Origin of the sequence: Burkholderia sp. Se-20378 (assembly GCF_017104665.1) — a bacterium.
Classification (GTDB): Bacteria; Pseudomonadota; Gammaproteobacteria; order Burkholderiales; family Burkholderiaceae; genus Burkholderia; species Burkholderia lata.
Genome location: NZ_JAAGPG010000001.1, coordinates 36,773 through 57,175, shown reverse-complemented (window position 1 = coordinate 57,175; position 20,403 = coordinate 36,773). Strand labels below are relative to the sequence as shown.

Genomic DNA, 20,403 nt, shown 5'->3' with positions numbered 1-20,403 from the left:
ATGTCGTTGCAACGCCTTTCAAGCGATAGCACTCCTGAAGAACTGGCGAACGCAGTTCGCCAGGATGGTGGAGCGATCGTCAAGAACTTTCTCGGTTCCGACTTGCTCGCGCAGATCCAGCGATCGCTCTTTGACACGCTCCAGTCCGCTCCGAACGGAGTAGACGATTACTTCGCCGGTACACAGACGCGTCGGGTCTCGCGCCTCTTTGCGCGTACCGACTGGATGGCCGAGGTTGCGTTGCATCCGCTCTATCTGGGCGCGGCGCGCAACATCCTGCAGACGCCGATCAAGATCTGGAGTGGCGAAAACCAGGTCGACATCGCTCCCGATATTCAGGTGGGCGTGACGCAAGCCATTCAGATCCTGCCGGGTCAAGGCCTTCAGCCGTTGCATCGTGACGATTCCGTATGGCTTTGGCGGCACCCGAACTATGGGCGCGAGGCCCGGTTCCAGGTCATGGTGGCGGTATCCGACTTTACGGCGGCAAACGGCGCCACGCTTGTCATCCCGGGTAGCCACAAGTGGGACGACGAGCGTAGCCCCAAGCAGGAGGAAGCCATTTCCGCGGAAATGTCCGCCGGCGATGCGCTGTTCTTCATCGGCTCCACCTATCACGGGGGCGGAAAGAACACCAGCGATGCACCGCGCACCGGCCTGACGATGTCGTATGACCTGGCCATCCTCCGGCAGGAAGAAAACCAGTACCTCACGCTGCCGATCGAACGCGTGAAGCGCTATCCGGAAGAACTGCAGCGCCTGCTCGGCTGGACGTACGGCACGACTTTTGCCGGCTTCGTCGAGCGTAACGGTCAAATGTCGGATCCGAATGACCTGCTGAAAATGAAGGATTTCCTCGAGGTCGGGCACTTCGATTAACGGTCGGGATGGGGGAGTCCGGGCCCGGCTTTCACGCGGAAATCGGGCGACTCCATCACCTGACGGCATCGTAGTCGATCGACGGAATGCAACAGGTCGGTGAAGCGCGAGCAATTCTGAAATTGCGATTTTTCGGTTGGACGAAGCAGTCTTCGAAACAGTGTCAGTGCGGATGCGAAAAAGAGGGCAATTCGATGCCTCGCCACGATTTCGCATTCGTGCAAAAGTCAAGGAGTCGATCGTGAGTTACGAAATCAAGGGAATCCGGAAAATCGCCCTGCTTTATACCGGGGCCGTGGTCTGGACGCCCACCTACCTGCTTCCGTTCAACATCGAAGAATCGATGGCCCGGTTCGGACTGTCAGAAAGCACCGCTGGATGGCTTGCGTCCGCGGTACTGCTCTGTCTTGCGCTTTCCATCATCATTTTCGGTCGTCACATGGCGACGTTGAACAAGAGAACGGGGGCGCTCGCTGCGGCAGCGCTTGCCGTTCTGTCGACGTGTGCGATGTTTTCGCATAATTTTTATGTATTCGTCGCTGCGAAACTGGTGCTCGGCGCCGCCTTGGGCGTCAGCTGTGTTTGTGCGTACGGGGTGATTGCACACGTCAAGCACCCGGAGAAGGTCGCGGCTCAAGTCGCTGTCGCGATGGCCATCATATTTTCCTGTGCGATGTACGTCGTCCCGATCGTGAATGTGAAGATCGGCAATATCGGTGTGGATGCCGTCCAGCTCGCCGTTGTCGTGGTGGCGCTGTTTTTTGGCGCGTTCATGCATCCTGCCATCAATGCAAGTGAGGAAACGGTCGCGAAGGACGCCATCAAATCCAGTGACGTCCGAGGGATTCTGATCAGCGCATTCTTCATCTACGTCTCGCAGACGGCCCTCATGGGATTCGCCGCGGAGGTCGCTGCAACCCGAGGCGTTGAAGCGGAGCAACTCGGCATGCTGTTCATGGTCAATGCGGCCTTCCAGTTGCCGGTGGGGGTGGCGGTCAACTGGCTGGGCGATCGTTTTGGCCTGTTCAAACCGATCGCGTTTGGGCTCGCGCTGCTGATCGTATGCAGCCTCGGCATGTATTGCGTGGGCGGCAGGTGGGCGTTTCTCGTGTCGACTGCCCTCATCAGTGCCGGTGCGACGCTGGTTGCCCCTTACATGGTGGGGGCACTTTCACAAATGGACGCCAGCGGAAGAAGCACCGCGACCTGTGCGTCGGCCATCAATCTTGGCCTGGCGGTGGGCCCCGCGATCGCCGGCATGGTGTTCAGCGCGGCCGGCTTGCGTGCGGTCGGCTGGCTGTCCGTCGGGTTGCTGGTGGTGCCGATCTTTCTGACCAGCGTGGCGATCCGTCAGCTCAGGTCGCGACATTCCGAGGCAGCTATCGCTTGATGCGTGAGGCGAAGCGATCAGCTTGCCGCGCGAACGCGCCCCGGCCCCTGCGGGTGCCCGGGGCGGCGCCGGCCGCCTGACATGCCGGTGCGAAACCAATCCATGCCGGTCGCGCCTTCTCGCGTCGAGAGGTGATGCAAGGGTGGGTATCGACGTTGGCAAGCGCGATGGTTACTCAAATTCTTGACGATCATTGGAATGTGTCATGGAACTCAAATTTTATTTTTATTGCCTTGCCGATCTTGCGTTGATAACGACTTCACTCGTCTATGGCGTGAAGCTTCTCAAGCGGCGCAACGGCCTGCTCGGATTCGAGTGGCTGGTGACGACGTTCTCGGCATCGAATTTGATGCTCAATGCGCTGACTGGCGAGCACGCATTTCTCAGTAACTCGCTTTTTTGCGATGCATTTTCCAGAGGTTTCGGCGTACCTATCATCACTATCGTCGGCATGATGGCTGTTACGCACCGACATAAACCATCGATTTTCACTGAGGTCTTGTATGTGGTGGGCGCGCTGGCGGGAACCGTCGTTGTGTGGACGGCAGACTTCATGGTTGAGCCCAAGCCGTATTTCTATCTGGTGATGTGGTCGTTGTTCTCGGTGTATCTCGTGTACGTTGTCAGGAAGTTGCTGCGAATTGGCGACAAGCGCAACGCCGTGAGCGTGATCGTGGCACTGGTCGCCACGCAAATCATTGCGAGCACCTATGATTTCTACCCTATACCGGGTGACCATGATCACATGATCTTCTATATCTTCGCGTTGCTTTCCTGGTCCTACCTGTCCGTCTCGCTGTATTACGCCTATTGCGCGCTGGAGCGCGCGCAGGAAAAAGCAACGAGCCTCAATCGACGCTACACCCTTGGCAGCCTGGAACGAAATCCGCAGTGATTGCCGTGCGGCCAGCGGAATGCCGTTGGATCTTCATGCGGGAAAACGGAGATGGCTACTTCAATCGTGAGCTATCCCGCCGTGGAGGGTGTGTCATTTGATCGCGAGCAATATCTTGCCACCCACGCCGCGCTCGTACGGGCAGCGTGGGGAGAATTTGGCATGCAGTCGGTGGAGGTTCTGTTTCCGGTGTCAGGTCTGCGGCCCTTCGGCTGCGGAACGGGACCGCCGTTTCTCTCTCATCCAGGCATGACAAGCCGGCCGCGATCGATTCGTGCTGCGAGTGACGCGGCGATCAACTTGCGAGCTCGACGAACCGGACGGGCCGCGATCGAGCTCGGTAGCGTACCCGGCGCGGAGCTGAGGTTTCAGCACGAACTCGAGCAGTTGCCCAAGCGCGCGGTCCGGCGCGTCGTGGGCGTCGCCGCACGATGCGTGCACACGAAGCCAGCACAGCCGTGATCGAGCGAGAACGCGCTATCGAGATGAGTTGCGCGCGCTCGCCTTTGCTCGGTCACCGGAATGCCTTCGCTCGTCCGATCGCGATGCTGACGTTTCCTGTTCCGCTGGCGTCAACAGACGACGTGAATACGGGGCCGTTGAGAGCGGAACGGGACATGGGCCGGGTTGTCTCTAACCCCGGTCCGCGAGCGGCTTCCTGAAACATTCAAACACGGCGGCCAGCTCATGTTGACCGTGTCCCTTGGCGATGGCCTGCTGGAGTCGCGCCAGGACTTCTTGCGGGTAGCTGCTGTCCGTGCCACTTTCCTGGCTGAACGCCACCAGCTGTCCGATACCCGCGGCCCAGCTGTCGAGGGTGGCCTGCGACCCTGAGTAATTCCCTTTCTTGATCATCTGTACGCACGTCTGAAGCGTATCCTCAACGAAGGGACGACGCGCCAAGGCAAGTGACAAGTAGGTGTCGAGGGAGATGCCTTCGGCGTAACACACGTCGGAGCCGTAGAGAAACCCGAGCGCGGCCCCCAGGGAGAACGAACCTACCACTGCGCCATCGAGAATGGCGGCATTCTCGAATCGCTCTCCAACGAACAACGCATGTCCACTCGGCTTCGCCAGGGTAGGTCGCAGGGCTTCGAAGGTCGAACGCGAGCCGGCATACAGAATCGAACCGTCCGGCGTGCCGATATCCTTGGGGTAGCAGCCGATGGTGCCGTCCAGGTAAGCCACGCCGTGTTGCTTGGCCCATTCCGCAGCATCTCGCGCGTCCTCCGGTGTGCCCGTCGTGAGCTGGATGATCGTTTTGCCTTTGAGACGGGCCGCGACGTCCGGCGTGCGCAGCAACGAGTCGGACGCGCCATAGTCGAGTACGCAAACGATCACGACCTGACTCGCATCGATCGCCTCCGCGGCTGAGTGTGCGACCTGGGCGCCAACCTCGCCAAGCGCCGCGGACTTGCTTGCCGTGCGGTTCCAGACGGTGACGCGATGATTGGCGGCAAGCAATGCCTTGGCCAGGGCCGCTCCCATTGCGCCGAGACCAATGACGGATATTGCCTGCGCCGGTACGGTATTTGCCATCACAAAACTCCTTCGAATCGGGTATACGAAACTTCAGAAGAGGACTCGCATTGCACAGCGAGGAACAGGGGGCACGCCGTCGACCGCCACCGATCGCATGTGGCAGGAACCTGTCGTTGCCCTGCCTGCTTGCCCGGCAGCCGCGTCGGGATGCGCTCGATCAGCACCCTGCCGTAGTCGGTCTTCCACATCGCATTGGTCGACTCGGCGCCGATGAAGCGTGGTTCGATCGCGTTGGCGGATGCGGTAGATCCTGGATGGTTTCACGCGAGAAGTGCCATCCACCGACGTCGGGCAACGCCGGATCGATCCGCGACGAATGCTTTAACCTGCATGAGTTCGAGACGCTGGATGAAGCCACGACGATCGTCGAGGCATGGCCCCTGAATGACCTGCCAACGATAGTTATCCTGGCTCTTCTCTCGAAGAAGCAGCACCAGCCGAATTCGCCTTTCAGCTGGTGCCTTGGTCGGATCCGGCTGGATCCGAAATGCTGTCAAGCGCGCTCCAGATCTGGCGCGGAACACCCGCGCCGATCAAGCGCATCCGGCATTAACGCTGCACGGTGTCCAGGATATCCAGGCGACTCACTGCAATCGCCTTCTGCTTGATCGCGCCAAATGCCGCTTCGGTCGCCTCGAGCGTACGTGCGATGTCGTCGTCGGTGTGGCTCGCCGTGAAGAACATGTTGTGCCACGGGTGGAGATAGGCGCCATTCTTGATGACTTCCGAAGCCCACGCCCGGCCGCGCGACACGAGCTCGTCGTCACCCGCGAAAAGCATCTGCGGCATGACGCTCGGCCCGGTCTGCTTGAGTTCGAAGCCATGCCGCTCGGCTTGTTCCGCGATGCCGACGCGCAGCTTGTCCGCCAACCGCTTGGTATGTTCGAGGTAGTCCGTTTCTCGTACCAGGCGCAGCGTTTCGATCGCCGCGGCCATCGGCACAGCCGAGAGCCAGTAGGAGCCCGTGACGAAAACGTTCGTCGCGGCCTCTCGCGCCTTGTCCGAACCGAGCACCGCAGCGATCGCATAGCCGCCGCCGATGGCCTTGCCCCAGCAACTGAGGTCCGGGTGCACGCCCCAGTCCGACCACGAACAATCACGCGACAGGCGCAGCCCCGTGCGGACCTCGTCGACGACCAGAAGCGCTTCCTGCTCGTCCGCGAGGCGACGGCACTCCTTCGCGTATTCGATCGACGGGAAAAACTGGTCGTAGAGCACTTCGTGCCGGAACGGCGTAGCGTAGATGGCCGCTACGTCACCGTCGACGCTCTTGACGGCGGCATTGAGGCTCTCGATATCGTTGTACTCGAAGTAGACGATGTGAGCCCGGTCTTCCTTGGTAATCCCCGTCGTATAGGGCACGTTCCACGGGGACGCCCCATGGTACGTACCGCGCGCAACGAGAATCTTGCGCTTCTCGCGATAGGCGCGCGAGATCACCATGGCCATCGACGTGGCGTCCGAGCCGTTCTTGCAGAACATCGCCCAGTCGGCGTGGCTGACCTGTTGAGTGAGCGCCTCGGCAAGCTGAACCATCACCTCGCTGGGGCCCGTCGCTGTGTCGATCTTCTGCAACTGGAGGGCGGCGGCCTGCTCGATCCGCTCGTTGCCGTAGCCGAACAGATTCGTGCCGTAGCCACACACGTAGTCGATGTACTTGTTGCCATCGACGTCCCAGAGATGGGTACCTTTCGCTTTTGCAAAGTACAGCGGGAAATCTTCCGTCAAATACTTGACGCTCTGGTGACCGTACATCCCGCCCGGGATGACCTTTTCGGCTCTTGCGAACCACTCGTTCTTCTTTGCCAGCCTGTCCATGCTCGACTCCTTGTGAAAAATTCGTTCCTGGAACGTCAGACCCGATATCAATTCTTTTGACTGAGTCATTTGACCAAGTGTTCGGATGCCGGAATTTGGGGGAATACAGCTTCCGGAATCTCGCGTCTCGTCGTTGGATCGACACACCGTCCAGCCTCGCGTCGCGAATGCAGCCTCGCTGCGTCGCGCACTTGGGTATCTGTCGTCGCTTCATGCGAATTGGTCATTTGACCAAGTCTAGTGTCCATAAATGTCGGCCGTACGGAAATTGGCGTTTTCCACTAGCCCCGCACAGCAGTGGATCGAGGTCACGCTCGGTATGCCGCGGCGGGGGAGGAGATGAGCAACGGCAGCGGCAGTGCGCCGGCGCGTGTCGTGCGGCGGCGCCATCGGATCCGCATAATGAAAATCCCCGCTCAACCTTCGAGCAGGGATGCAGGGCGATCGAGGTGGGGAGGCGGGCTGGGGCGGGTGACGGTGCACTTCCGCCTGAAGACTTCGCCGTGGGAGATCGTGGTGCGTACGGGCGTGTCCAGACGCACGTTGCGCGTATGGCAGGGGCAGACTGATCGACGCAGCCGAACGCATCCGCAGCGCGCGGGCCCGCGCGTCCTCGACGCGTGGACCCGCAAACTGTCGGGCCGGTTCAAGACCGAAAGCCGCCGCCGAAGGGCGAGCAGTGTGCGATGCGGATCGTGATCGACACGATCCGCGTCGCAAGGCTACGCAGGCATGTTCGATCTTTCCAGGTGGAGCTTATTGGCTCGAGTCGTAGTGCTCGATATGGTAGAGAACCATGAATCCCGGGCTTAATATGAGAAGGATTCCGGCAACGAGAGAGATTGCGACAAATAAACGCTTCACCATGATCACGCTCCTGAGTTGGATGAGGTGCAATAGAAAGTCGATTCTTGGGGGCCATCCCCCGAAAGGCACGCAATCCCCACATTCGAGTGGTGGTCAGCCGTGCGGCCTGCAAATGCATTGATCGAAGGCTGGTCGATGGAGTGCCAATCGGATACGCGCAGATCCTGGCCGACGAGGGCCAATGGCCGGGATGGCGCAAGAGGGGGGGCTTGCATTGCGCTGTCCGTCAGCCGAGTGGCTGTTCGGATCGCGCTCGGGTTTGCTTGCCGCCGCCCCGAATTCGTCGCACGTCGCTGCCCGGGTCGTTGACCACGACCTTTGCCCCCAGCCGGGCCAGCAACAGCGTATGCCCGCGCCCGGGACCGGCGCTTGCACCGGTCACGATCGCAACGCGATTCGTCAGGTCGATCTTCATGGGGTGTCTCGCTGGTGGTGATGCTGTCGAGGCCCGCGCAGGTGCATCACGGAATCCCGGGGGGGGGGATCAACCCTCCCGGACCGACGCAGGCCTCTGTTCCTGGCTTAAAGGCCGAGGTGCGTTGCGATATCGTCGTAGTCGACTTGCCACAGGCCCGGCGTGCCAGCCGGATATTGCGAGCGGAAGCCGATGATTCGCTGAACGCGTTTCGACAGGCGTCGCACGGTGTCCATGTCGACGATGAAGGGATACGCTTCCTCCGGCGTCAGGTAGGACGGCTGCATCGGAATCGTGAGCCCGCGTCGGCGTTCGTTCTGCGTCACGTTCGCGCCGCCGCCGTGGATCACCTTTCCGCTGAACAGCAACGCGTCGCCGGCGTCCATCTCGGCGGCAATGGTCATGTCGGGCGTGCCCTTGCTGTCGAAGTAGTCCTCGTCCCAGCTCTGGCTCCCCGGAATGATTCGGGTGGCGCCGTTTTCCTCGGTGAAGCGCGTCAGCGCAATCATGAGGTTGGTGAACACCGTAGGCCCGTTGATTCCGAGCGCGCACAGGGGCGGGAAATTGCCGACATCGCGATGCAGCATCTGTGCCGTGTTGCCCGGGCCGATGTCGATGACCTGCGCGGTCGAAAGCCACCAGTCGCCGGACTCTTCACGGTAGAGCACCTCGCCGAGTTCATGAAACAGTTCGTCGTCCAGCACGTCGCCAAAAGTCCTGCTGTGCGTGACCATGTTCGTCAGGCGCTTGGTATAGGTGCCGTGGAATTCCTTGATCAGTTCGTTTTCGTGCGACGATCCTTCGCGAAGCCGCTCGAGCGGAACATCGACCTCGCGGTTGATGTTCGCGACCTGCTCCTGGGTCAGATAATTCTTGATCCGGACTCCGCCGTATTGATTCATGAGCGACACGATCTCTTGCGCGCTGGTCTGCTTGGAGACGGTAGGGAGGGAGTCCTGAATGTTCTGAATATTTGCGTTCATGTTTGCCTCAAAGTTGTGTGGACGGTTAGATCAGAAGCGACGTCACGTTCTGACTTGGGTGGTGATCCAGACATCAAGCTGAATGATTGACTGAGTCATTTGACAACATATGCCTTCGCTTTCTGCCATACGTTCCCTTTACGCCAGTTAACGAAGCGCACACGTTCCTTCCAGCGTTGTCGCGACCTCCGGGTGATCCAGCACCCGTTTCCAGAAGCGACTGACATGGAGCCATACGCTGGGTTTCCGGTGAGCTGGCGTATTCGTGACAAATCAGGTCAAATGACCAAGTCGTATGATCGAGGAAGTTAACATGGCGTTTTTCGACGGTCGATCATGGTTAACCCGTCGCTTTCGAATGGGGTAGTCAATGAACGGAGCGCGGTCGTTCTGGCGTGGATGCGAAAGTTGTGGTCACGCCTGGCGCGGGGTGACGAGACGTGATCCGGGATCGAATAGTCACGCCCGCGGCGACGAACCTTGCCGGTTTAAGTCTTGCATTCGGGTTCGCGCACACGGCCCGGGAGTAGCCGTAGCGGGAGGCGGTCAAGTTGCCGGACGTGCACCACTCCGGTACCGAATCGAGCACGCATCGTTGATGAGGGGCTCGAACTCGCCGGGCTGGAACGTTATCGTCGCAAATATCGGGAACAAGCCGGTTTTGACTCATGCCAATGGTCGCGATGCTCGGTGGGCGCGATACGCGATTTCAAAAAAAGTCACCTGTACTGCTTGGAGTAGACATTTTTGGAAGCGGATCATGGTGTCGCTTTGATATCTGCTGCAAAGAGGTGTGGCGCGGACCAGGGGATCGGGCATGCAAGCTGCTCGCTCGTCGGAAGCGCTCGCGTACGGGGCTGCCCCCGTGCCATTGCGTGCGCCAAGATCGACATCCTTCTCCGCGAGGCGCCCATGCATAAAGCGAACCATCCATCCCGCGCCGGATCTGGCACGCACGACCGGACCTCGGCCGATCCACGGGCGGTCACGGTCAGGCATCCCGTCACGCGCGCGTTCGAACGGTTTGCGTCGCACGTAACCGTGTGGGCCGGTTCGCCGATCGCGTTCGGCAGTGCGGTGGCCCTGACGGTGCTGTGGCTCGTTACCGGGCCGTTGTTCCACTACTCGGATGCATGGCAGCTTGTCATCAACACCGGGACGACGATCATCACCTTCCTGATGGTGTTTCTGCTGCAGCGCAACCAGAATCGCGACAGTGTCGCGATGCACCTGAAGCTCGACGAACTCGTCGCCGTCACGCACGCGGCAAGCGACCGGCTGATCGGGATCGAGGACGCGTCGGAAGAAGAACTGCGCGCGATGGCTCAGACCTACCTCGACTTGGCGAAGCGGGTGGCCGCCCGGGACGACAAACAGGACGACGGCCGCGATCGCAAGCGGGCCGACCACTCGCGGGAATCGTGACGGGCGGCAGCGCGACCGCGCAACGACCGGCACGCGATCCGCGGACGCTTTTTCAAGCGCTTGTCAATTCTGTCCCGGTGTCGCGGCGGGTTGCGGCTTCTGTACGACGAAGCGCTGTGGGATGCGCGAGCGCCGTTGATTGAAGGCGTGGAAGTGTTCGCACAGCGGATCGCGCGTTGCATCTTTTCGGTGTTTGCCGGCCGTTCGTTCCGTATTGCGCAGGCTACTCATTCGAGGAACCGACGCTGCGCGCGTCGGGGCGGGAACGAATATCGCTCCGATCTTCAAATGAACGCTGCACGACGAATGTCCGTCGTTCACATCACCTGCTTCGGTACAGGATCTTCCGCATGTGTGGAGAATCGCGTGCAGCTACGAAGCGCACGTTGATGCAGTACGGTTCGCGGCGGCGGGCAGCGCGTTCGCCGGGTGCCTGTCGTTCCGTCGTCGGCATGCTTCGGGTCACGCGCTTGTCTCGGCCGGGCAACCGGATGTCGACGGGCGGCAAATGCACGTTCAGGCGACATCGTTTCCGGTGTTTCGGGAGAGGTGCTCCACCAGCGATTTCGCGATCCATTGTCAAGAGGGCAACGCCATGCACACATTCACGAACTTGAGCCCATTGGTCTCGCTGATCGCCGGCATTCTCATTCTGGTGGTACCTCGCCTGCTGAACTACATCGTCGCAATCTACCTGATCGTCATCGGATTGCTCGGGCTTTTCGGCGGACATTTCCACTGATGCGCCGCGTCGGAATCTAGAGGTGTTCGACGCGTACCTCGACTGAATCCCTGGGTACGGTCAATCGCGTGCGGCCAAGCAGCGCATCCGCGGGCGCGGCTCCGTCCGGGTTCAACGGCTTCACCTTGTTGAACGTGACGGAAAAGTATTCCGGTGTGACGGTGGCCGACGCATAACCCTGCGCGTCGTGGTCGGCGTGGCACAGATCGGGGTTGTTCGCCGTCAGGAAGCTGTCGAGTCTGGCAGGCGTGGCCGCGATCGACGTGAGCGGTGTACCGTCCCATGCGGCTTTCAGGTAGGAATAGAAGGACATGCTGCTGATGCCGGCGCAGACGAAATCGACGATGACCGGCACCCCCGTCGCGGGATCGGGATCGTCCCGCACGATGCCGCACTGAAATGCATGCAGGTCTCCGGTGATCGCGACGACGTTGTGGATCCCGTGCGCCGTCAAGTAAGCGAGCAGTTCGTGCTTGTGCGCGGGATAGCCGTCCCATGCGTCGCAATCGACCACGAGGCGAGCCGCCGGTGTCTTGGGTGCACCTGGCATCAGGAGCCACGGACGGTTCAGCATCACTTCGTTACCCCATACCTTCCAGGTTGCCGGCGAGCCCTTCATCGCGGCTTTCCACCATCGTGTTTGTTCCGGGCCGAGCATCGACGGCGGGCGGCCAAGCTGCCGGGTATCGCGCGCCTCGTCACGCTGCAGCACATCCTGCTTGACGAAGTAGCGCGAGCCGGCTGCGTCGTCGCCATGCACCGGGTCGATACCATCAGACATCTCCGTTCAAAACGTATTCAGGAACACGAATTGCTGGATATCGTGCAGCAAACTCAGGGAGTGAGCCATGCACATCGGCCACACCGTCGGCAAGGCGGCCGCGTGGCTTGCCGTGATCGTCACGCTGGCGCTTGCCGCGCTGGTGATCGTCATCGTGACGTTCGACTGGAATCGAGCCCGGCCCTGGATCGACGACAAGGTGTCGGACGCGATCGGACGGCAGTTCGCCATCAATGGCGATCTGCAGGTCGGGTGGCGTCGGCCCGTGAGCGAGCGGGGCTGGCGCGCGTGGGTGCCATGGCCACGACTCGTCGCTCGCAATGTCACGATCGCCAACCCCGATTGGGCGCGCACGAAGGATTTCGTCACGCTGGACGCGATCAGCTTCGAAGTCGAGGCGCTGCCGCTGATGGCACGCCGCATCGTGATTCCGGCCATCGACCTGGTCAATCCGTCCGTCGATCTCGAACGCCTGAAGGACGGCCGAGCCAACTGGACGTTCAAGCTGAAGCAGTCCGCGCAATCGGGCCGATGGACGCTCGACCTGCATGAGATCGCGTTTGCCCACGGCAAGCTCGGCTACTACGACCAGCAGAAGCAATTCGATCTGAGCGCCGTGGTCGATACGCTTGGCCAACCGATTCCGTTCGGCGCGGTGATGAAGCAGCAGGAGGCGTTGGCGCACCGCGAATCGGCACAGGCCGTCGGGCCGGCAGGTCAAAAGAAGCTCGCGGCCCAGGCGCACGCGGGTTCGGCGCAACCGGTGGCGGCTGCGTCGGGTGTTGAAGCGGCGTCACGCGCATCGGCAGCGGCTTCGCAAGCCTTGGCTGCTGCTTCGCATGCGGCAGCGACGACCTCGAGCACTGCAATCGCCCCGGCTGCATCAGGCCCGGCGGCGGTATCGAACGCCCCCGCTGCTGCAGCACCGGGCGCAGCGGCCTCGGCGACAACGCGTGCATCGGCGGGCGCAGCGCCCGCGGCATCTACCGGCGTCGGCACTTACACGATTGGCTGGACCGTCAAGGGGACCTACAAGAACGGCAAGGTCGCCGGCACGGGCAAGGTCGGCAACTTGCTGGACGTGCAGGGTGCGCAACGCCCGTTTCCGGTTCAGGCCGATTTGCGCTTTGGCGATACGCACCTGGCGCTCGTTGGCACGCTGACGGACCCCGCTCACCTGGCTGCGGTCGATCTCCGGCTGTGGCTTGCGGGCACCAGCATGGCCAAGCTGTATGACGTCACGGGCATCACGCTGCCCGAAACTTCTCCTTATGCGACCGACGGCCGACTGGTTGGCCAGTTCCGGGCGTCCGGCAACGTCTTCAAGTACGAGAACTTCACGGGACGCGTCGGTGGCAGCGATATCAATGGCACGTTGGTGTACGTTTCGCGCGAACCGAGGCCGCTCCTGTCCGGCGCGCTGGAGTCCAGGCTGCTGCAGTTTTCCGATCTTGCGCCGCTCATCGGCGCCGACACGAATGCCAGCAAGGCGCGGCGGGGCGTCGCGGTCGCGCAGCCCGCGAACAAGGCGTTGCCGGTCGAGGCATTTCGCACGGACCGCTGGAAGAAGATCGATGCCGACGTTCGATTCACCGGGCGGCGCATCGTCAAGACCGCGAGCTTGCCGATCACCGACCTGTCTACCCACGTCGTGATGCATGACGGTGTGCTGACGCTCAACCCGCTGAACTTCGGTGTCGCGGGCGGTACGCTTGACTCGAACATTCACCTGAACGGTAGCGGCGTGCCGCTCAAAGGACGGTTCACGCTGCAGGCGCGACATCTGAAACTCAAGCAACTGTTCCCGACGTTCCCGGTGATGCAAACGGCGCTCGGCGAGGTCAACGGCGATGCCGCGTTTTCGGCCACCGGCAATTCGCCGGCCGCACTCGCCGCGACTTCCAATGGGGAAGTGAAGACATTGGTGACCGACGGCACGGTGAGCCTGTTGCTGATGGAAGCCGCCGGGCTGAACGTTGCAAACGTGGTGTACGAGAAATTGTTCGGCACACGCGACGTCAAGATCAATTGCGGCGTGGCCGATTTCGTGGTCACCAATGGCGTGCTCGACTCGCGCGTATTCGCGCTCGACACCGAGGATGCGGTGATCGGGATCGACGGTAACGTGAACCTGCGGGACGAGACCATGAACCTGACGGTCCATCCTCATACCAAGGGCTTCCGGATCATCTCTCTACGCTCGCCGCTGTATGTCACCGGATCCTTCAAGCAACCGCACGTCGGCGTCAAGCCTGGGGCACTGATCGCGCGTGGCGGGGCAGCGATCGGGCTGGGCTTGCTGAATCCGCTCGCCAGCCTGCTCGCGTTGCTGCAGCCGGGCCGCAATCGCCCGTTACCGTGCGGGCAGATGCTGGCCGACATGGAGCGGCACCCGACGGCGCCACCGCCGGGCGTCAGGCAGAAGACGAAGGCGGCGCCGGCGTACATGAACGCGCTGCCGGCGGCTTCTTCGGCTTCGGCGCCCGCTGGTGCCGAAGCCGGGCATGCGGAGTGAGGGAGCCGGGGCTCCTCTTGTTGCCGACACTGCCGTGCTCGCCGGCTGCGAGACGGTGGCGGGCGCAGGCCAGGACATTGCCATGGGCGGCCGGGCGATCAGGCACGAGGCGTATGAAGCCAAATCAGCAGCAGCACGCACTGGAATCAGTTCGGCGTGCAAGCCGACTACTTCCTGTCGAAGCGTACGGACGTCTATGCTCAGATGGTGTACCAGCGTGGTACGAAGGGCGCCGGTTTGGGGGCATCGATCTACAACGGCGACATCAACGCGTTCCCGAGCTCGAAGGTCAGCCAGACTGCGGCAACGGTCGGCCTGCGTCACCGCTTCTAAGCGTCACGGGTGTCGTCCTGCATTGGCGGAACAAACGGGCACGATGCGCGTTTTGGCGGAAGCCACGAGCAATATCGACGAACTTCAACATCGATGGCCCGTGTTTCGGTTCGAGTATGGCATCGACAGATCCCGCGTCGCAGCCTCGTGCAACTACCAAGTTGCCGCAAGTTTCCCTGTGTGGTCAAATGACCATATCAATTGACCAATTTTGGCGTAGCCCCCTGACTCGGAAGTCGGGTTTCGGGGGCATGAGTCTGCCTGCCAAGCAGGGTGCGATGGAGGCGAAACAAACAGGATAGTGGCCGTCGCCCGTCAACTGCAGGCCGACAACGTGATCCACGGCGCCGCCGACTGTCGGTCGACCACGCAGCCATATCGTTGCGAAGCGGGATGACGCTCGCGTGGTTCGAGGCGCCCCGGCTTGTTCACGCGCGTGACGAGGCGATTTGCGTCGCGCAATTATTCAAACGGGACAGAGGAGATTGGGTATGGAAAAGATCTGGCTTGATGCCTATCCGCCGGAAGTTCCGGCAGAGATTGATTGCAGCGCGTATCGAAACATCAGTGCGCTGATTGAACAAAGCTTCCGCAAGTTTCACGCGAATCCGGCGTTTGCGTGTGAGGGAAAGCAGATCACCTATGGTGAGCTCGACGAGCTGTCTCGATCGCTGGCCGCGTGGCTGCAATCACGGGGGCTCGAGCGTGGTGCGCGCGTCGCCATCATGATGCCGAATGTGTTGCATTACCCGATCTCGATTTGTGCCGCCCTGCGCGCCGGCTACGTTGTCGTCAACGTCAACCCGCTCTATACGCCCCGCGAGCTGCAGCATCAGCTGAATGACAGTGGCGCGGAGGCGATCGTCATTCTCGACGGCTGCACTGCGACGCTGGATGCAATCATTGCGCACACGCAGGTGAAGCATGTTCTGGTTGCCGCGCAGGGCAACGCTTCCGCCGCGGAACGGAAGCCGAGCCCGCATGCGACATTCGACGACGCGATCGAGGAGGGACGTCGGGCCAATTTCGTACCAGCTTCCCCGTCGCCGGACGATGTCGCTTTTCTCCAATATACGGGCGGGACAACCGGTGTGTCGAAAGGCGCGACGCTGTTGCACCGGAACATCGTCGCGAATGTATTGCAGACGGACGTTTGGCTCAAACCCGCTCGCGACTGGCGCCCCGACGTGACGCAGTTCATCACGGTGGCGGCACTTCCGATCTATCACATCTTTGCGCTCAACGTTTGCTGCCTGTTGACGATGCACACGGGTGGGCTTTGCGTACTGGTACCGAATCCGCGGGACATCGGCGGGATGATCCAGTCGCTCGCCGGATACAAGGTCACGAGCTTTCCGGGCGTCAACACGCTTTTCAACGCGATGCTCCATCATCCCGAATTCTCGCGCTTCGATTTCTCCAATCTGCTGCTGGCCAACGGCGGTGGGATGGCCACGCAAGAAGTCGTCGCAAAGCGCTGGAAGGAGATGACCGGCGCGCCGATCATCGACGGATACGGGCTGTCCGAGACATCACCCTGCGTCGCGATCAATCCCGTGGCCGGTGGTGAGTTCAACGGCACGATTGGCCTGCCGTTGCCCTCCACCGAAGTGTCGATCCGGGACGACGACGGCAAGGAGTTGCCGCCCGGCGCAGCCGGAGAGCTGTGCATTCGCGGTCCGCAGGTGATGGCGGGCTACTGGCAGCGACCGGACGAGACCGCGAAGGTGATGACCGCGGACGGCTTCTTCAGGTCGGGTGACATTGCGTCGATCTCCGAGGATGGATTCGTGCGAATCGTCGACCGCAAGAAGGACATGATCCTCGTGTCCGGATTCAACGTCTACCCGAACGAGATCGAGGAGGTCGTTGCCAACCACCCTGGCGTATTCGAGGTCGCGGCCATCGGCGTACCCGACGAGCATTCCGGAGAGGCCGTCAAGCTGTTCGTGGTCAGGAAAGATCCAGAGCTGACGTTCGAAGACCTGATGGCGTTTTGTAAAGGTCAGCTCACGGGTTACAAGCGCCCGAAAAGCATCGAGTTTCGCGACAGCCTGCCAAAGAGCAACGTCGGGAAGATCCTTCGGCGCGAGTTGCGGGCGCCGAACCATTGACGTGATCGACGGAGGCGATGCGGGAAGGTCGAGCGGTCCGCATCGCCAGTCTCCGAACCGGCGCGCGAATGGCATGACGGAAAAAGTCCGTCTCGCGCCGGCGCCGGGCGCGATGGTGCGTCAGGCGCGCTTGCGACACAAGGTCAGCGACAGCAGCTGCATTCATTCCCGGCGCTTCTTTCCGGCAGGCGTATTCCTCGGACATCAGGGAGGACGCACCCGCTACCACGTCTTCAGCCCTCATCAAACGACGGTAAGGGAGTGATGCGAAAATACAGCGGCAATCGAGGTGGGGAGGCTGGCCGGGATTTGGCGCGGCACTTCCGCCAAAAGATTTCGCCGCGTGAGCCGGTGTGTCGCGACACATGGGCCGACACACCAGCGTGCCGGTTCAAGAGCGAAACCTGTCAACCGAGGCACGAACGGCTCGCCACGCGGCTCGTGTTCGGCAAGCATCCCCGGAAAGGTATGCAAGACCCGCATGAACGGGGCTGCCGCCCCATTCGTTTTTGCGGGTGAAGGCGCTTTCCGTCAGACAACTTCGAACAAGCCGGCTGCGCCCATTCCGCCTCCCACGCACATCGATACGACGACGTAGCGCGCGCCGCGTCGTTTACCTTCGATCAGTGCGTGTCCGACCAGACGGGCGCCCGTCATCCCGTACGGATGGCCGATCGAAATGCTGCCGCCGTTGACGTTGTATCGGGCCGGATCGATTCCCAGCTTGTCGCGGCAGTACAGCACCTGGCATGCAAATGCCTCGTTGAGCTCCCACAGTCCGATGTCGTCGACTGTCAGGCCATGAAGCTTCAGGAGTTTGGGGATCGCGTAGATGGGACCGATGCCCATCTCCTCGGGCGCATTGCCGACGACGGTCATGCCGCGATAGATGCCGAGGGGCGTTGCGCCGATCTGTTCGGCGGTCTTGCCGTTCATCAGAACGCAGGCGCTTGCGCCGTCCGAAAGCTGGCTTGCGTTCCCGGCGGTCACGACGCCACCGTCTACCACCGGTGCGAGAGCGGCAAGCGATTCGAGCGTCGTGCCGGGACGATTCCCCTCATCCTGCGTGAGCGTGACTTCCTTCCGCGACGTTTCGCCGGTCGCTTTGTCGACGACCAGCATTTGTGTCGTGATCGGGACGATTTCGTTCGAGAAGCGGCCTGCCGCTTGTGCCGCGGCAGTGCGAAGCTGGGAGTCGAGCGCGTACTGATCCTGCACGTCCCGGGCGATTCCGTACTTGCGGGAAACGAACTCGGCGGTTTCGAGCATCGGCATGTATGCGGCGGGTTGCACGGCCAGCACGTTGGGATCCTGGTCGGCGCGCGTCCACTCGAAGTAGCGTGTCTGTACCGCCGAGATGTTTTCCTGGCCGCCTGCGACCACGACCTGCATCCCGTCGCACATGATCTGTTTGGCGGCCGTGGCGATCGCCATCAGGCCCGATGCACATTGCCGGTCAAGCGTTTGCGCGCCGACTGAAGCAGGCAGCCCGGCCGCCAGCACACCTTGTCGGGCGATATTGTTGCCGGCGGTTCCCGCGTTGAGTACCGAGCCGATCACGGCGTCCTCGATGCGATCCGGTTCGATGCCCGCGCGCAGTACAGCGTGCCTGATCGCGTGACCGAGCAGGGTGGGCGAGTGCGTGAGGTTGAATGCGCCACGATATGCCTTGCCGATCGGCGTGCGCGCGGTGGAAACGATGACAGCATCAATCATATGACATCCTCATAAATTGAACGAAAGCGAAGAAGTGGACGCGGCGCAGATGGGTCAGAACCAATGCTCCGGCATTGTCAGAGGGGTTGTTTCCACTGGATTGAGCACGGCGAGCCATGCGGCCACCTTGGGCATCTCCCACCCGAAGAAGTAGTCGCACGCTGCGAGCTTGCCGCGATGGAAGTCGCTTCCGGTCGGGCCGTTCTCGAGCGTGTGGGCCACGATCGCCTGGTCGAGCCAAAGCCAGCCGACGACGACATGGCCAAATGCTTCGAGGTAGGCAGCCGCATTCGCCAGCTGGACCTCCGGGTCGTCGAGCCGGTGCAGCTCGTCGGTGACGAGGCGGATGCGCTCCCACGCGCGTTCGAGCGTGACGGCATGGTCCTGGAGCGGACGGATCGACCGAGCCCTGGATACCGTTGCGGCGATTTTCCGGTCGAGCGCTTTCATGGCGGCGCCGTCGTTTGCACGCGTCTTTCGACCCAGCAGATCGAGCGCCTGGATACCGAAGGTGCCTTCGTGGATCGGGTTGAGCCGATTGTCGCGATAGAACTGCTCGACGTTGTATTCGCGCGTGTAACCGTAGCCGCCATGAACCTGAATGGCGAGATCGTTGGCGACGAGACCCCATTGGGACGACCAGCTCTTGACGACGGGGGTGAGCAGGTCAAGCAGACCATGCGCTTCTGCGCGGTCGTTGGCGTCTTCTTGCGAATGGATATCGTCGCTCAGTCGGGACGCATACAGACACAACGCGAGTGCACCGGATACATACGCCTTTTGCGCGAGGAGCATGCGCCGGACATCGGCATGACGAATGATGGGGACCTGTGCGGATGCGGGCGATCGGTCGCTGCGTGTCCGACCCTGCAGGCGCGTCTTCGCATAGTCCAGCGAGTGAAGGTAGCCCGTATAGCCGATCGCGGCGGCGCTGAGGCCGACCGAAATACGCGCCTCGTTCATCATGTGGAACATGTAGGCCAGCCCTTTGCCTGGCTCGCCGACGATCTCGCCGATTGCGCCCGCTTCGCCTCCCGGACGGTAGCGACCCTCACCAAAGTTCAGCAGGCAATTGACCGTCCCGCGGTACCCCATCTTGTGATTGACGCCGGCGAGTACGACATCGTTTCGCTCGCCGGGCCGTCCGTCGGCGCCGATCAGCTTGCGCGGTACGGTGAAGAGCGATATCCCTTGAACGCCCGGAGGAAGCTGCCCGTTTTCATCGGGAATCTTGGCCAATACCAGGTGGACAATGTTCTCGGAAATCTCGTGATCGCCACCGGAGATCCACATCTTGTTGCCGAACAGGCGGTAGCGGCCGTCTTTGCCCGGAACCGCGCGCGTGCGGATATCTGCAAGACTTGACCCGGCCTGCGGCTCCGACAGGCACATCGTGCCAAAACATCGCCCTTCCGCCATGGCCTTGACGTAGTGCTCGACCCGGTCCCGCTCGCCGTGGGCCATCAGCAGATTGGCGTTGGCGATCGTGAGAAAGGCGTAGCCTGCGGTTCCCGGATTGGCTGCCAGCAAATACGCCATGCCGGCCCGCTCCACGGTGCTCGGCAGGCTCATGCCGTTCCACTCGTTGGGGAACGAGGCGCTGATCAAGCCGGCGGCCGAAAATGCACGCAATGCGACACCCACTTCCGGGTTGATGGTGACGCGTTCTCCGTCGAATGCGGGTTCGTTGCTGTCGTTTTTCTTGTTATGCGGCTTGAAGAGATCCGTGGCCAGCGATTCGTACACATCCAGCACGGATGTGTAGTCGAATCGGTCCTGCCCGGCAAATCGTTGCCGACGGGTAAGGGATTCGACCTGCAGCCAGTCGAAAAGAATGAACTCCACGTCGCGACGGGAGAGGGTGAGTTCGCTAGTCATGGAATCGAGTGCGTGAGTATCGGGAGTCTTGGCAAGGTTTCGAATTGCTTCAATAAATTATGGAGTGCAAAATTATTGTTTCAAATCGATCGAGCCGGGAAAAGGCGAGG

General features: G+C 61.4%; 16 protein-coding genes and 1 pseudogene. 9 read left to right on the top strand and 8 right to left on the bottom strand.

All coding sequences use genetic code 11. The annotated features are described in order from the left end of the window. The 4 genes from G3N93_RS00240 (at position 1) to G3N93_RS00225 (ending at position 3,626) form a co-directional block, all read left to right on the top strand. Entirely contained in the window at positions 1-879 is an 879-nt protein-coding gene (locus G3N93_RS00240) for a phytanoyl-CoA dioxygenase family protein (RefSeq protein ID WP_206132006.1), read from the top strand. Positions 880-1,120: 241 nt separating this feature from the next. After that, positions 1,121-2,269 (top strand): MFS transporter, encoded by a 1,149-nt coding sequence (locus G3N93_RS00235; protein WP_254601431.1) that lies wholly within the window; start codon positions 1,121-1,123, stop codon positions 2,267-2,269. A 205-nt stretch (positions 2,270-2,474) separates the two neighbouring features. Further along, positions 2,475-3,164: a hypothetical protein gene (locus tag G3N93_RS00230; RefSeq protein ID WP_206132005.1), complete on the top strand. Its 690-nt coding sequence runs from the start codon at positions 2,475-2,477 to the stop codon at positions 3,162-3,164. Between the two features lie 51 nt (positions 3,165-3,215). Beyond that, on the top strand, positions 3,216-3,626 hold the full coding sequence (locus G3N93_RS00225) for a hypothetical protein (protein WP_206132004.1): 411 nt from the start codon (positions 3,216-3,218) through the stop codon (positions 3,624-3,626). 171 nt (positions 3,627-3,797) lie between these two features. Here G3N93_RS00225 and G3N93_RS00220 read toward each other — a convergent pair whose 3' ends face one another. The 5 genes from G3N93_RS00220 to G3N93_RS00200 form a co-directional block, all read right to left on the bottom strand. Beyond that, positions 3,798-4,703 (bottom strand): NAD(P)-dependent oxidoreductase, encoded by a 906-nt coding sequence (locus G3N93_RS00220; RefSeq protein ID WP_206132003.1) that lies wholly within the window; start codon positions 4,701-4,703, stop codon positions 3,798-3,800. Between the two features lie 263 nt (positions 4,704-4,966). Beyond that, positions 4,967-5,203 (bottom strand): hypothetical protein, encoded by a 237-nt coding sequence (locus G3N93_RS00215; RefSeq protein ID WP_206132002.1) that lies wholly within the window; start codon positions 5,201-5,203, stop codon positions 4,967-4,969. Between the two features lie 52 nt (positions 5,204-5,255). Then, on the bottom strand, positions 5,256-6,524 hold the full coding sequence (locus tag G3N93_RS00210; protein ID WP_206132001.1) for an aminotransferase class III-fold pyridoxal phosphate-dependent enzyme: 1,269 nt from the start codon (positions 6,522-6,524) through the stop codon (positions 5,256-5,258). Positions 6,525-7,617: 1,093 nt separating this feature from the next. Further along, positions 7,618-7,806, bottom strand: a complete 189-nt coding sequence (locus tag G3N93_RS42380) for a hypothetical protein (protein WP_374196387.1) — start codon at positions 7,804-7,806, stop codon at positions 7,618-7,620. Positions 7,807-7,913: 107 nt separating this feature from the next. After that, positions 7,914-8,789: a phytanoyl-CoA dioxygenase family protein gene (locus G3N93_RS00200; protein ID WP_206132000.1), complete on the bottom strand. Its 876-nt coding sequence runs from the start codon at positions 8,787-8,789 to the stop codon at positions 7,914-7,916. 912 nt (positions 8,790-9,701) lie between these two features. On the opposite strand from G3N93_RS00200, the gene G3N93_RS00195 reads away from it, so the two are divergent. Together G3N93_RS00195 and G3N93_RS00190 are read left to right on the top strand one after the other, a co-directional pair. Continuing rightward, positions 9,702-10,214 carry a low affinity iron permease family protein gene (locus tag G3N93_RS00195; RefSeq protein WP_206131999.1) on the top strand — a complete coding sequence of 171 codons (513 nt, stop codon included), beginning with the start codon at positions 9,702-9,704 and terminating at the stop codon, positions 10,212-10,214. Between the two features lie 595 nt (positions 10,215-10,809). Then, positions 10,810-10,956, top strand: coding sequence for a DUF3096 domain-containing protein (locus tag G3N93_RS00190; protein WP_174933710.1), 147 nt, complete (start codon positions 10,810-10,812; stop codon positions 10,954-10,956). A 16-nt stretch (positions 10,957-10,972) separates the two neighbouring features. On the opposite strand, the gene G3N93_RS00185 is transcribed toward G3N93_RS00190, so the two are convergent. Further along, positions 10,973-11,737 carry an alkaline phosphatase D family protein gene (locus G3N93_RS00185; protein WP_241026327.1) on the bottom strand — a complete coding sequence of 255 codons (765 nt, stop codon included), beginning with the start codon at positions 11,735-11,737 and terminating at the stop codon, positions 10,973-10,975. A 67-nt stretch (positions 11,738-11,804) separates the two neighbouring features. On the opposite strand from G3N93_RS00185, the gene G3N93_RS00180 reads away from it, so the two are divergent. From G3N93_RS00180 to G3N93_RS00170, 3 genes and pseudogenes are all read left to right on the top strand, one after another. Continuing rightward, positions 11,805-14,252 (top strand): AsmA family protein, encoded by a 2,448-nt coding sequence (locus tag G3N93_RS00180; protein WP_206131998.1) that lies wholly within the window; start codon positions 11,805-11,807, stop codon positions 14,250-14,252. Positions 14,253-14,378: 126 nt separating this feature from the next. Then, positions 14,379-14,585: pseudogene (locus G3N93_RS00175) on the top strand (porin); the annotation flags it as partial. Between the two features lie 491 nt (positions 14,586-15,076). After that, a complete protein-coding gene (locus G3N93_RS00170; RefSeq protein WP_206131997.1) occupies positions 15,077-16,699 on the top strand; it encodes an AMP-binding protein in 1,623 nt (540 codons plus the stop codon). 531 nt (positions 16,700-17,230) lie between these two features. Here the strand turns inward: G3N93_RS00170 and G3N93_RS00165 are convergent. Both G3N93_RS00165 and G3N93_RS00160 read right to left on the bottom strand, forming a co-directional pair. Then, entirely contained in the window at positions 17,231-18,415 is a 1,185-nt protein-coding gene (locus tag G3N93_RS00165; RefSeq protein ID WP_206131996.1) for an acetyl-CoA C-acyltransferase, read from the bottom strand. Positions 18,416-18,469: 54 nt separating this feature from the next. Beyond that, complete coding sequence (locus G3N93_RS00160; RefSeq protein ID WP_206131995.1) at positions 18,470-20,293, bottom strand: acyl-CoA dehydrogenase; 1,824 nt, start codon at positions 20,291-20,293, stop codon at positions 18,470-18,472. Between the last annotated feature and the right edge of the window lie 110 nt (positions 20,294-20,403).

Coding starts and splice junctions, on each gene's coding strand:
- G3N93_RS00240 (WP_206132006.1), top strand. CDS start 1: ATGTCGTTGCAACGCCTTTCAAGCGATAGCACTCCTGAAGAACTGGCG.
- G3N93_RS00230 (WP_206132005.1), top strand. CDS start 2,475: ATGGAACTCAAATTTTATTTTTATTGCCTTGCCGATCTTGCGTTGATA.
- G3N93_RS00225 (WP_206132004.1), top strand. CDS start 3,216: ATGGCTACTTCAATCGTGAGCTATCCCGCCGTGGAGGGTGTGTCATTT.
- G3N93_RS00220 (WP_206132003.1), bottom strand. CDS start 4,703: ATGGCAAATACCGTACCGGCGCAGGCAATATCCGTCATTGGTCTCGGC.
- G3N93_RS00210 (WP_206132001.1), bottom strand. CDS start 6,524: ATGGACAGGCTGGCAAAGAAGAACGAGTGGTTCGCAAGAGCCGAAAAG.
- G3N93_RS42380 (WP_374196387.1), bottom strand. CDS start 7,806: ATGAAGATCGACCTGACGAATCGCGTTGCGATCGTGACCGGTGCAAGC.
- G3N93_RS00200 (WP_206132000.1), bottom strand. CDS start 8,789: ATGAACGCAAATATTCAGAACATTCAGGACTCCCTCCCTACCGTCTCC.
- G3N93_RS00195 (WP_206131999.1), top strand. CDS start 9,702: ATGCATAAAGCGAACCATCCATCCCGCGCCGGATCTGGCACGCACGAC.
- G3N93_RS00190 (WP_174933710.1), top strand. CDS start 10,810: ATGCACACATTCACGAACTTGAGCCCATTGGTCTCGCTGATCGCCGGC.
- G3N93_RS00185 (WP_241026327.1), bottom strand. CDS start 11,737: ATGTCTGATGGTATCGACCCGGTGCATGGCGACGACGCAGCCGGCTCG.
- G3N93_RS00180 (WP_206131998.1), top strand. CDS start 11,805: ATGCACATCGGCCACACCGTCGGCAAGGCGGCCGCGTGGCTTGCCGTG.
- G3N93_RS00170 (WP_206131997.1), top strand. CDS start 15,077: ATGGAAAAGATCTGGCTTGATGCCTATCCGCCGGAAGTTCCGGCAGAG.
- G3N93_RS00165 (WP_206131996.1), bottom strand. CDS start 18,415: ATGATTGATGCTGTCATCGTTTCCACCGCGCGCACGCCGATCGGCAAG.
- G3N93_RS00160 (WP_206131995.1), bottom strand. CDS start 20,293: ATGACTAGCGAACTCACCCTCTCCCGTCGCGACGTGGAGTTCATTCTT.